Annotated in this window: 8 protein-coding genes and 1 pseudogene; 3 read left to right on the plus strand and 6 right to left on the minus strand. The window is 62.1% G+C overall.

Going from position 1 to position 12,080, the window contains the following annotated elements; genetic code table 11:
- Positions 1 to 92 precede the first annotated feature (92 nt).
- Positions 93 to 2,672 carry an Rne/Rng family ribonuclease gene (locus GO499_RS05310; RefSeq protein ID WP_161861218.1) on the minus strand — a complete coding sequence of 860 codons (2,580 nt, stop codon included), beginning with the start codon at positions 2,670 to 2,672 and terminating at the stop codon, positions 93 to 95.
- A 457-nt stretch (positions 2,673 to 3,129) separates the two neighbouring features.
- Between GO499_RS05310 and GO499_RS05315 the strand changes: the two genes are divergently transcribed.
- From GO499_RS05315 to prfB, 3 genes are all read left to right on the plus strand, one after another.
- Positions 3,130 to 4,302, plus strand: coding sequence for an N-acetylmuramoyl-L-alanine amidase family protein (locus GO499_RS05315; RefSeq protein ID WP_161861219.1), 1,173 nt, complete (start codon positions 3,130 to 3,132; stop codon positions 4,300 to 4,302).
- Positions 4,303 to 4,329: 27 nt separating this feature from the next.
- Positions 4,330 to 6,885 carry a penicillin-binding protein 1A gene (locus GO499_RS05320; protein ID WP_161861220.1) on the plus strand — a complete coding sequence of 852 codons (2,556 nt, stop codon included), beginning with the start codon at positions 4,330 to 4,332 and terminating at the stop codon, positions 6,883 to 6,885.
- 132 nt (positions 6,886 to 7,017) lie between these two features.
- A complete protein-coding gene (prfB, locus tag GO499_RS05325; RefSeq protein WP_161861221.1) occupies positions 7,018 to 8,142 on the plus strand; it encodes a peptide chain release factor 2 in 1,125 nt (374 codons plus the stop codon).
- A 39-nt stretch (positions 8,143 to 8,181) separates the two neighbouring features.
- Here prfB and GO499_RS05330 read toward each other — a convergent pair.
- The 5 genes and pseudogenes from GO499_RS05330 to GO499_RS05350 all read right to left on the minus strand — a co-directional run bounded on the left by GO499_RS05330 (position 8,182) and on the right by GO499_RS05350 (position 11,989).
- Positions 8,182 to 8,628 (minus strand): annotated as a pseudogene (locus tag GO499_RS05330) (PaaI family thioesterase).
- A gap of 85 nt (positions 8,629 to 8,713) precedes the next feature.
- Positions 8,714 to 9,238 (minus strand): bactofilin family protein, encoded by a 525-nt coding sequence (locus GO499_RS05335; protein WP_161861222.1) that lies wholly within the window; start codon positions 9,236 to 9,238, stop codon positions 8,714 to 8,716.
- Entirely contained in the window at positions 9,228 to 10,553 is a 1,326-nt protein-coding gene (locus GO499_RS05340) for a DUF5930 domain-containing protein (protein ID WP_161861223.1), read from the minus strand. The genes GO499_RS05335 and GO499_RS05340 overlap by 11 nt, the downstream gene beginning before the upstream one ends.
- Positions 10,554 to 10,706: 153 nt before the next feature.
- Positions 10,707 to 11,516, minus strand: a complete 810-nt coding sequence (locus tag GO499_RS05345; protein ID WP_161861224.1) for a ferritin-like domain-containing protein — start codon at positions 11,514 to 11,516, stop codon at positions 10,707 to 10,709.
- Positions 11,516 to 11,989 (minus strand): peroxiredoxin, encoded by a 474-nt coding sequence (locus GO499_RS05350; protein ID WP_161861225.1) that lies wholly within the window; start codon positions 11,987 to 11,989, stop codon positions 11,516 to 11,518. The genes GO499_RS05345 and GO499_RS05350 overlap by 1 nt, the downstream gene beginning before the upstream one ends.
- Between the last annotated feature and the right edge of the window lie 91 nt (positions 11,990 to 12,080).

Raw genomic sequence — 12,080 nt, forward strand, 5'->3', positions numbered from 1 at the left:
ATTACCTCAGGTTGTATTTCGAGGGGAGAAATTTGTCCCGTGAACAAAAAAAGACGGCCCTGAGGCCGTCTTTGTGAGGAAATTTTCGGCGATTACTTGCCGAGGGCGCGGGACCACCAACCCTTGCGTCGGGGTTCGCCATCTTCATCGCTGCGGTCATCGGCCTCGGCCGAAGGTGATTCCGCCGGCGTTGCGCCGGCAACGGATGCGATGGTTTCGGCAGAGGATGCGCGTGTGCGTTGCTTGCGCGCCGGTTTGGCAGGAACAGCTTCCGCCATTGCGGGTTCCGGTTCTGCCGAGGGTTCGGGCTCTGTTGCCCGTTCGCTCTGCGGCGCGGGTTCTGCTGCGGGCGCCTCGGCCATGGCGGGCTCCACGGCTTCGGTTGCGGTGTTCTCCGCAGGCTGCGCTGTCTCCTCGCCTTGTTCCACCTGCGTGTCGGTCGTCTCGGACGACTTCTTGCGACTGCGGGAACGGGAGCGGCTGCGGGATTTCTTGGGCTTCTCTTCGTCACCGTCATCTGCGGGAGTTTCGGCAGATTGCTCCGCGTTCTCGGATGCATTTTCCTCGACGGAGGCGTCGTCGTTCTGTTTGCCGTTGTCATCACCGTTGCTGCCCTTGCCGCGACGACGGCGGCGGCGGCGGCGTTTTTTCGGCGAACCGTCCTCGGAGTTGCGATCTTCGGTTTCCCGCTCCTCACTCTGAGAAACCTCCTCGGCCGGGATCTCATCCTCGTCGGGCAGATCGGGCAGGGCGTCGATGACGCCTTCGAGAGTGGCGACTTCCGGAATGACGCGGGAGGCTGTCTTCAGCCGTTCGATACGGTAGTCGGGGCTGACGAGTGACGGATCGCCCTCGACGCGGATCGACAGGCCGAAGCGGGTTTCGATCATCGCCACGTGCTCGCGCTTGGCGTTCAACAGGTAGTTGGCGATACCGACAGGCACGGTGACGACCACTTCCTTGGCGCGGCGGCGGACGCCTTCCTCCTCCAGTTCGCGGAGGATCGACAGGGCGAAGCTGTCATCGGAGCGGACGCGGCCGGTGCCGTGGCAATGCTCGCACGGCTTGGTGGTGGCCTCCAGCATGCCGGGGCGCAGGCGCTGGCGCGACATTTCCAGAAGGCCGAAGCCGGAGATACGGCCGACCTGGATGCGGGCGCGGTCGTCCTTCAACTTGTCTTTCAGGCGCTTCTCGACGGCGGCGTTGTTGCGCCGGTCTTCCATGTCGATGAAGTCGATGACGATGAGGCCGGCGAGATCGCGCAACTTGGCCTGACGTGCGACTTCTTCCGCCGCTTCAAGGTTGGTTTTGAGCGCGGTTTCTTCGATCGAGCCTTCCTTGGTGGAACGTCCGGAGTTCACGTCTACCGCCACCAGCGCCTCGGTCACGTCGATGACGATGTAACCGCCGGAGCGAAGCTGAACCGTCGGGTTGAACATGGCGGAGAGGTAGTTTTCCACCTGGTAGCGCGCGAAAAGGGGCAGGGGCTCGGCGTACTGGCGCACGTTCTTGGCGTGGGACGGCATGAGCATCTTCATGTAGTCCTTGGCCTCACGGTAGCCGCGCTCTCCCTCAACGAAAATCTCGTCGATGTCGCGGGAATAGAGGTCGCGGATCGAGCGCTTGATGAGGCTGCCCTCTTCGTAGATCGGTGCTGGCGCCATCGAGCGGAGCGTGAGGTCGCGGATCTGCTCCCACTGGCGGAGCAGAAATTCGTAGTCGCGCTTGATCTCCGTCTTGGTACGCTTGGCACCGGCGGTGCGGATGATCAGGCCCGCGCCTTTCGGCACGGTGATTTCGTTCGCGATTTCCTTGAGTTTCTTGCGGTCGGTCGCGGACGTGATCTTGCGGGAAATGCCGCCACCACGTGCGGTGTTGGGCATCAGCACGCAATAGCGGCCGGCGAGGGACAGGTAGGTGGTGAGCGCTGCACCCTTGTTGCCGCGCTCTTCTTTGACGACCTGGATCAGCAGGATCTGGCGGACCTTGATGACTTCCTGGATCTTGTAGCGGCGGGCGCGGGGTTTGCGCGGGCGGATCTCTTCCTTGATGTCCTCGGCGCCGGAGGTTTCATATTCCTCGGTCGCGGGAGGGGTCTGGGAGTCGGCCTGATCGTCGCTGGCTTCCGGTGTGTCGGCTTCCGGCTGTGCCTGCTCCTGTGTGTCGGCAGCTTCGGCTTCCGGTCTGGCATTGTTGCCGCCTTCGGGAAGGTCCTCGACCAGTGTGGAGGCTTCTTCGCCCTCCGCATCCTCGTCTACGTTGCCGGTGATGACGTCGTCGGCCGGTTTGGCCTCTGCCGCCTTGCTGCGGGAGCGTGAGCGCGAGCGGGACCGCGACCGGGGTTTCGGCTTCTCTTCCTCGTCCTCGCGGGCTTCCTCGGCGTTGAGAGCGGCCTCCTCGGCCAGCAACGCCTCGCGGTCTGCGACCGGGATCTGGTAATAGTCCGGATGAATTTCGGAGAAGGCAAGAAAACCGTGGCGGTTGCCGCCATAATCGACGAAGGCAGCCTGAAGAGAGGGTTCGACCCTCGTTACCTTGGCGAGATAGATGTTTCCGGCGAGTTGCCGCTTGTTCAGCGACTCGAAGTCGAAATCTTCAACCTTGTTTCCATCCACCACGACGACACGGGTCTCTTCCGTGTGCGTGGCGTCTATCAGCATTTTCATTGGCATTGAACTTGATGCACTTTCTCATCCCGCAACGCCTTCGCGCCCGGTGACCGGGTGGCGACAAGTGATAAGGGATATGACTGGGGAGGAACTCTGCAAGAGCCAAGCCCGTTGCACGGCTGTTCGCCGGGTGCGGGGGGGCTGGCATCTTTTCTGCGCGTTCCATCGCGGTTTATGTCTCCAACGCCTTTTGATGGCGTCATACGGGCCCCGAAAAACACCGGGGAAAATTCGGCGCGAGCGCCGCTTCACACTCTTGCGGGCAATGGGCAGATTTTGATTTCTGCGGACTGCATCGCGAGTGCGACGAATCTGTACAGCCGGCTGGAGAGCACGGCCCACACGGACGTTCTACGCCTGTTCGCGCCGGGAACACAATCGCTTTTTCGCGAGTGTCTGGTGTGCTAAGCTTTGCAAAAGAACGACAAGCGGGCGATGACCCGCAGAGATCGAGCAGAAAATGGGTAAATCTTTCAGATGCTTCGCCGTGACGGCGATGCTGTGCCTCTGGCCGCTGGTGCTGGCGGCCGGACCGCAAGTGCGCCCCGGCTCGGTGACGCTGACGGAAAGTTTCTTCGGTCTCATCCGGCTGGAAATCGGGCTGACGGATCGGGCGGGTTATCGGGTGACTGGTGGTAGATTTGCGCGAGTGGATCTGTCGGTGGACGGCGGGGTGCCGAAGGTGAGCGCACCTGCCGGAATGAGCGTGGTGGCGCGACGCGGGCCGGAGGGTAAGCTGCGGATGGTGCTGCGGACGGGAACTTCGCTCGCCCTGCTGCGTTCAAGCTATCAGGCGACGGCGAACGGGCCGGTTTTACTACTTGAATTCACGCGTCAGGATGACAGCAAACCACAGCACTATTCTGACGAAGGCGATTTCCTGGTGATGCTCGACCCGGGGCACGGGGGGATCGACCCTGGTGCGGTGCGGGCGGGCGTCTCGGAAAAGGACATTGCCCTGAAGTTTGCCGGCGTGCTGGCCGAAACGTTGAGAGATGCCGGGTATTCGGTGGCGATGACCCGCAAAACGGATGTTTTCCTGCGACTGGACGCGCGCGTCTCGGCTGCGCGGGAGGCGGAGGCCGATCTGTTTCTTTCCCTGCATGCAAACACGGTAACGAAGGGCGTAGCCTCCGGCCCGACGCTCTACGTTCTGTCGGGCGAGCCCTCGGACGCGGATGCCGCGGCGGTGGCGGAGTTCGAGAACAGTGCTGATCGCCTGGCGGGGTACGACCCGGCGTCAGGAGAGGATGATGTGACCGATGTGCTGCGGGATCTGGCGTTTCGGGCCGCTGGGGAGGCTTCGCGGGACGTTGCGCGGGAAATCATCGGCAGTCTGTCGCAAAGTGTCGGCGTGATCCGTAGCAGACCCTTGCGATCGGCCAATTTTCGCGTATTGAAAGCGCCGGATATTCCCTCCGTTCTGATTGAACTCGGGTTTCTGGGCCATGCCGGTGACAGGGCGAGGATGCAGGACCCGGACTGGCAGGCACTGGCTGCTACGGCAGTGCGTGATGGTGTCGAAGAATGGCGGGCGGCCGTGACCGGCCGCAACATTGCCAGCGCGGGCCGAGAGGCGCGGAAAGGTGATCGCCGCGGCTTTGACCCGAGTGGCCGGACTGCGGTAGACTGACGTGATAATGACTGATTGGGGCGTGACATGCGCGGACTGCTGAATTTTTTCGGTTTCATCTTCACCTGGCTGTCGCTGGGTGCGATTGCGGTTGCCGTGGGTATCGCCAGCGTTTTCATCTACTACGGCAAGGATTTGCCGGACCATGAACAGCTGGCGGAATACTCGCCCGCGACGATCAGCCGGGTGTATTCCGCCCGTGGGCTGGTCATGGATGAATTCGCGCAGGAGCGGCGCATCTACACACCCGTCGACGAGATTCCCGATCTGGTGAAGCACGCCTTCATCTCGGCGGAAGACAAGAACTTCTACAACCATCCAGGCTATGACCTGCGCGGTATCGTGGCGGCGGTCATGGATGCGGCCAAAGGCGGGCAACTGCGCGGTGCCTCGACGATTACCCAGCAGTTGATGAAGAACTTTCTGCTCGACGGCAGCCGCAACGCCGAGAGAAAGATCAAGGAGATCATTCTGGCGGTTCGGCTGGAATCCACGCTGACCAAGGAAGAGATCCTGGGCCTGTATCTCAACGAGATCTTCCTCGGCCAGAACTCCTACGGCGTGACGGCAGCGGCGCAGACCTATTTTGCCAAGACGCTGGAGGAACTGACACCGGCGGAAGCGGCCTATCTGGCGGCGATGCCGAAGGCGCCCTCGAACTACCATCCGGTACGCCAGAAGAACCGGGCGCTGGCGCGGCGGGATTTCGTTCTGCGGGAGATGTTCGAAAACGGCTATCTCGACAAGGCAAGCTATGAGAGCGAGAAGGCAAAGGACCTTATCACTGTTCAGTCCGGCGATATTGTCTCTGCCCGCAATGCCCTGCCACCGCGCGACTATTTCACCGACGAAATCCGCCGCCAGCTTTCAACGAAGCTGGAGGGGGGCGAGGAGCAGTTGTTTAGTGGCGGTCTGACGATCCGGGCGACGGTGGAGCCGGAATTGCAGGCGGCTGCCGCCGAGGCATTGCGCAACGGGTTGGAGAAATACGATCGCTCTCGCGGAGTGTACCTTGGCCCGCTGGCGACGATTGACCCGGGCCTGCTGACCGACGAGGCAAGCTGGCGCGATGCACTGGCTGACACCCAGGTGCCGCGCGATGTGATCGGCTGGATTCCGTCGGTGGTGCTGGAAGTGGGCGAAAGCGCCGTCCGGGTGGGCATCGAAGGAGTCGACGAGGATGAGGACGGCCATTACCTGACGATGGACGATGCCCGCTGGATCGGCCGCATCCGTGCCAAGGACCGGCCTAGCGCGAAGCCCCAGGCGCCGGGAGACCTGTACCAGGTTGGCGACGTCGTGCTGGTCAAGGCGATCATCGAGGGCGGTGAGTTTCAGCGGTGGTCGCTGCGCCAGATCCCCGAGATCGAAGGCGGCTTCATGGCTATGGATGTCAAGACGGGCCGTGTGCTGGCGATGCAGGGTGGCTTTTCCTACCAGCATTCGGTGTTCAACCGGGCCACGCAGGCGACCCGCCAGCCGGGTTCCAGTTTCAAGCCGTTTGTATATGCCGCCGCGCTGGACAATGGCTATAACCCCAACACGATTGTCGTGGATGCGCCCATCGAGGTGAACACGCCGCAGGGGCTGTGGCGGCCAACCAACTCCTCCAACCGGTTCTACGGACCTGCGCCGCTGCGCACCGGGATCGAGCAGTCGCGGAACCTGATGACGGTGCGGATCGCACAGGATATCGGGATGGAGACCGTCAGTGCCTATGCCGAGCGGTTCGACGTCTACAAGGACATGCCGGCGCTGCTTTCCTACTCGTTGGGTGCGGGCGAGACGACGCTGTTCAAGATGGTGGCGGCCTACTCGATGTTCGCCAATGGCGGCGTGCGGGTGGAGCCGACACTGGTGGACCGGGTGCAGGACCGCAACGGCAACACGATCTACCGGCAGGATCAGCGGGCCTGTCGCCATTGCAACAACGAGCAGGAGGCGCATGACGCCAACCCCTCGACGTTGCCATGGATCTGGAATGATGCCGAACAGGTGATGGACCCGGTTACGGCGTACCAGCTTTCGTCGATGATGCAGGGCGTGGTTGCACGCGGGACCGCCGCCTCCACCGTAGGCAAGCTGGGCGTGCCGATCTCCGGCAAGACGGGGACAACGAACGAGAGCAAGGACGTCTGGTTCGTGGGCTTCACGCCCAAGATTGCCGCGGGTTGCTATATGGGCTTCGACACGCCGCGGCCGATGGGCCAGGGCGCCTATGGCGGCACGATGTGCGGCCCGGTATTTGCCGAGTTCATGGAGACCGCTTTGAAGAACCACGGGTCGTTCAAGCGGCCGCAGCCGCCGGGCACGGTACTGGTTAAGATCGACCGGAGCACGGGTGTGCGGGTTCCGAACTCCGCCAGCGGCGGCAACATCGTCGCCGAGTTGTTCCGTGCGGGTGAAGAGCCGGCTGTCGGTGCCAGCGGGCGCTACATCGATGGTGGCTTTGCCATGAGTTCCAACCTGCCGCTCTACAACGGAGCGAACACGACGCTCCAGCAGGTGACGGTGCAGGGCAAGAAGAAGGTGATCCCTTCCAAGCCGGGTTTCGGGGCGCTGTCTTCCGGCGGGCTTTACTGAAGCCGGCCGCCGTGCCCCTACGCGGCGCGGCGGCATATTCGTGGAAAGCGGTTTCCACTTCCTCCCCATGCCATTACAACACCTGCCACGGACGGGATGACCGCCGGAGCCTGAATTGACTGGACAAGAGTTATGCGCGCCGAGATTGAGAACCATGTTGCCGAAATCGAGAAGTCGCTGAACCTGCTGCGCCAGCGGCTGGACTGGGACACGGCGGAGCATCGGCTGGAAGAATTCAACGCGATGTCGGAAGACCCGGACCTGTGGAATGACCCGGAGCGCGCGCAAAAGCTGATGCGGGATCGGCAGCAGCTTGTCGATGCGATCGAGCGTTATAAGACGCTTGAGAGCGGGTTGAACGACAATGTCGAGCTTATCGAGATGGGCGAAGCGGAGGACGACGAGGAAGTCGTCACGGAGGCCGAGGCGGCGATCACGGCCCTTAGAGAGGTGGCCGCGGCGGCGGAGATCGAGGCATTGCTGGATGGCGAGGCCGATGGCAATGACACTTTCCTGGAGATCAACGCCGGGGCCGGAGGCACCGAGGCTTGCGACTGGGCGCAGATGTTGCAGCGAATGTATGTACGCTGGGCGGAGAAGCGCGGCTACAAGGTAGAGTTGCAGTCGGAGGAGGCCGGCTCCGAAGCCGGGGTCAAATCCGTCGCTTACAAGATTTCCGGGCCGAATGCCTATGGCTGGATGAAGACAGAGAGCGGCGTGCATCGGCTGGTCCGGATATCGCCCTTTGGCAAGGGGACTCGCGAGACGTCCTTTGCTTCCGTGTGGGTTTATCCGGTGGTCGACGATAACATCGAGATCGACGTTAATCCTTCGGACATCCGCATCGACACCTACCGATCTTCAGGGGCCGGTGGCCAGCACGTGAACACGACAGACTCGGCTGTGCGGATTACACACGCGCCGACCGGGATTGTGGTGACGAGTTCCGAGAAGTCGCAGCATCAGAACCGGGACATTGCCATGAAGGCGCTGAAATCACGGTTGTACCAACTTGAGCTGGACCGGCGGAATGCCGAGATCAACGCGCAGCATGAGGCAAAGGGCAGTGCGGGGTGGGGCAACCAGATCCGCTCCTACGTTCTGCAACCTTACCAGATGGTGAAGGATCTGCGCACCAACCACGAAACGTCCGATACCTCCGGTGTGCTAGACGGCGATCTCGACGGTTTCATGGCGGCGACACTGGCGCAGGATGTGGCGGGCAAGAGCCGGAGCGAGGCGAACGCGGAGGAATAGGTCGGCGACCGGCGCGAATAATGAGGTTTTGGCTTTAAGTCAGCGGCTTGTCTGATTGTCCTCGACCGGAATCATGGTGCCCTGAAACGCCGCGACGTGTTTCCGGCCACCACCTGTGCCATCTGCCCAGACATCTGCCGCGACCACGATGAGACGTTTGCCCGCCTTGAGTACGCGGCCTTCTGCGACGGGCCGGACGTTGCCGGGTGCCAAAAGGTTGATCTTCAATTCGGCCGTCTAGACCTCGGCTGAGGGTGGCAGAACACTCAGCGCGGCGTAGCCGGCGGCGCTGTCGCCCAAGGTGAAGATCAGGCCACCGTGGGCGAAACCATGTTGCTGGCGGAATCCGTCAAGCACTGGGGCCGAGATCGTGGCGTGGCCGGTTGACACGAGTTCGAGTTGCGCGCCGATGGAGTTCATCATCGACTGGCGGGCGAAACTGGCCCTGATCTTTCTTTCGATGGCCTTGTCCAGGGGCGGTGGCATTCGATGACGGTCCGGTAAATGTGTGTGTCGGGAACAAAAAAACCGGCCACGAGGGCCGGTTCCGATTGTCGTCTTTAGGCTGCGCCTAGCTTGCGGCCTTGGCCGTCGTGCTGGAAGAAGAAGACGCATTGGACGCGGCTTTCAGCGGATCGTCGTTACGCTGGACGGAGCCTTCAAAATGTGCGCCGCTCTCGATCGCGATGGTCTTGTGCACGATATCGCCTTCCACACGGGCGGTGGAGGTGAGGCGGACCTTGAGACCGCGAACCCGACCGATGACGCGCCCGGTGACGACCACATCATCGGCGACGACTTCGCCCTTGATGGTGGCGCTCTCGCCGATGGTCAGCAGGTGGGCTTCGATGTCGCCTTCGACGTTACCTTCGACCTGAATATCGCCGCTGGTCTTGATGTGACCCTTGATCGTGAGATCGGCAGAGAGCACGGATGGTGCCGGTTTTGCCTTGGGTGCGGACGGGGCCGAAGACGATGACGGCGAAGACGGTGCGGAGCCGGGTGCCGGCGGCGGGCTGCCGGGAGTGGCCGAAGGTTTCGGGGCCGAGGAGGACGTCGCTTCCGGGCCGTCGGAGGGTTTGTTCTTAGAAAACATCTTTCGCCGCCTTTATGTAGGTCATCGGGTTCACGGGCTTGCCGCCAACGCGAACCTCGTAGTGAAGGTGTACGCCGGTACTGCGGCCCGTTGTGCCCATATCGCCGATATGATCGCCGCGTGCAATCCGGTCGCCGACGTTAACATGTATCTTGTTGAGATGCGCGTAAAGGGTTTCGAAGCCGAACTCGTGGCGGATCTTGATCAAATTCCCGAAACCGCTCTGACGGCCGGCAAAAACGACGACGCCTTCGGCCGTGGCGTGTATATGGGTGCCCCGGGGTGCCGCGAGGTCGATGCCGTTATGGGCACGGCGACCGCCGGTTTTCGGGTCCCGCCGGGTGCCGAAACCACTGGTGTAGCGGTGGGAAGCTGAAACGGGCATTGCGTAAGGAACCTTGGTTGCGGCGATCCGCATCAGGTTCATCTTGTCCATCCCCTCCATCACCGCTGCAAAGCGGGCGCTGAGTTCCGGATCGTCGATGTTGCGTGTGCCCATCATGATGGGACCGGTATCCCCGCCAAAACCGCTGTACTGCGGACGCAGGGTGGAAACGAGACTTTCGAGATCAAGGCCGGAACGCTCGAAGACGGATTCCAGCGGCTTGAAGGTCATCTCCACCGCATCCTCCAGATTCGCGACCATCTGTTCCTGGCGTTCCGATGCGATTTGCATCGTCAGTTCCATGGAGGCGACTTCCGTTTCCAGTTTCTCAACGGAGGCGTGGGCGGTATCACGGTCGCGGGTGACGGCATCCAGTGTCGCGGTCATGGTGTCCAGAGTGCGGGCGAGTTCCTCGGCGATGATGTGGTCATCCTCGGAATTGCTCAGGGCGGCGATCTGCTGGCGCAGGCTATCCCGTCCCGCCTCGGCAGCGTTGCGGGCCGCGACGGCGTCGCCGAGCTGGGCACGAGCGGCCTCAAGCGCGGACTTCAGATCGCTGCGCGTCTGGGCCACTTCCAGCAGGCTGGATTTCTGGGTTGAGATCGTCTCCATCGCGGCGGCGTAACGGTCCTCGTAGGCCGACAGGGCCGCGAGGAGTTCGTTGCGTTCCTCCGTCAACGCGGCGATGCGCATCTCGTACGCTGTGCGCATGGAATTCTTGCCGTCGGTGGCGCTGGTGCCTTCGAGGGAGTTGAAAGTCAGCAGCGCCGTCGCCGCTACGCTCCACACAAGCACGCCGCAGACAGCGGCACCGGCCAAAAGCTGCGCACTTCGGGAAAATTTCCTTGCGGGAGTGGTCGATGCCTCTCCGCCGGACACAAAACTTTCCTGAAGCGCGGAACCCTGCGCCTGCCCTGAGTGTTCATTCATAAGTTGTATTCACCCTTATGCATCGGTGCGCCACGATTAGTTCGTGGTCACGGTTTACCTGCCTTGCCTGGGCAGCAGTCGTAAATGAGGCGATGCTTTCGTGCAACATCCCGGAACAAGCTTTCGTGAGGGGTAGGCGAAATCTTGCCTATTTTACTTTTCAGCGGCGAGCGGCCAGTAGAAATCCGGCGGCATTCCGGCCTCGGCGCGTTTCTCCACATTGAATGGCGGCTTCAGGGCGCCATGGAAATATCGGCGGACGAGTTCGTGAAACCGGTCCTTTGGATCATGGTCGTGGCGGCCGCACAGGAAGTGAAACCACTTGCTGCCATAGGCGACGTGGGCGACTTCCTCTGCGTAAATGATCTCCAGTGCAGCGACCGTCTCGGTGTCACCCGCTTTCGCAAAGAGGTCGATCATCCCAGGAGTGACGTCGAGCCCACGCGCCTCCAGCACCATCGGCACAACAGCGAGGCGACCCTCTATGTCATCGGCGGTATCGGCGGCGGCCCGCCACATGCCGGCATGGGCGGGCAGGGCGCCGTAGTGGCTGCCGAGCGCTTCGAGCCTGTCTGCCAGCAGGTTGAAGTGTTTTGATTCCTCGTCTGCCGCCTTCACCCAGTCATCAGCGAAGCCGGGAGGCACGGGCACATCCGGAAAACGGGCGACCATGTCCCAGTGCAGGTCAACGGCGTTGAGTTCGATATGGGCGATGGCGTGGAGGATGGCGATACGGCCGGCCAGTGTGCCAGGGCGGCGACGCGGTACATCGCGCGGATCGAGCAGTTTCGGACTGTCAGGGCGCGCCGGGAATTCCGGCGGTGTGGCACGGCCGAGAGGCGGTGCCGCCCCAGCCTCGCGCAATTCCGCCCACGCTGCAGCATGGCGCCGCGAGAGGGCCGTTTTGGCGCGGGCGTCAGCGGTGCCCAGAACCTCACAGGCGGCGGCACGCAGACTTTCCATTACAGCGACCTGACGGCTTCCAGCACTTCTTCGGCATGGCCTGGGACCTTCACCTTGCGCCAGATGCGGGCAATTTTGCCGTCGGCGCCGATGAGGAAGGTCGACCGCTCGATGCCCATATGTGTCTTGCCATACATGGATTTTTCCTTCCAGACGCCATAGCGTTCGCAAACGTCCCCATCCTCGTCCGAAAGGAGGGGAATACCGAGTTCGTGCTTGGCGACGAACCGGTCATGCTTTTTCACGCTATCTTTGGAGATGCCGAATATGACAGCGCCGAGGGACTTGAACTCCGCCGCGAGAGATGTGAAGGCAACTGCTTCCCTGGTGCAGCCTGACGTGTCGTCGCGTGGGTAGAAGAACAGGACGACAGGCTGACCGCTGTGATCCGACAGGGACACAGTTTCGCCACCGTCGCGGGGCAGGGTGATGGCCGGTGGTGTATTGCCTTCTGCGAGTTCGGTGTCAGACATCTGCTGGGGTCCCCGTGGCTTTGGTAGGTATGATGCGCCTTTGGGATATGATGGAACGGCCGTAGAGGACAAGGGACGAGACGCGGTGGTG

Source organism: Algicella marina (assembly GCF_009931615.1).
Taxonomy (GTDB): Bacteria; Pseudomonadota; Alphaproteobacteria; order Rhodobacterales; family Rhodobacteraceae; genus Algicella; species Algicella marina.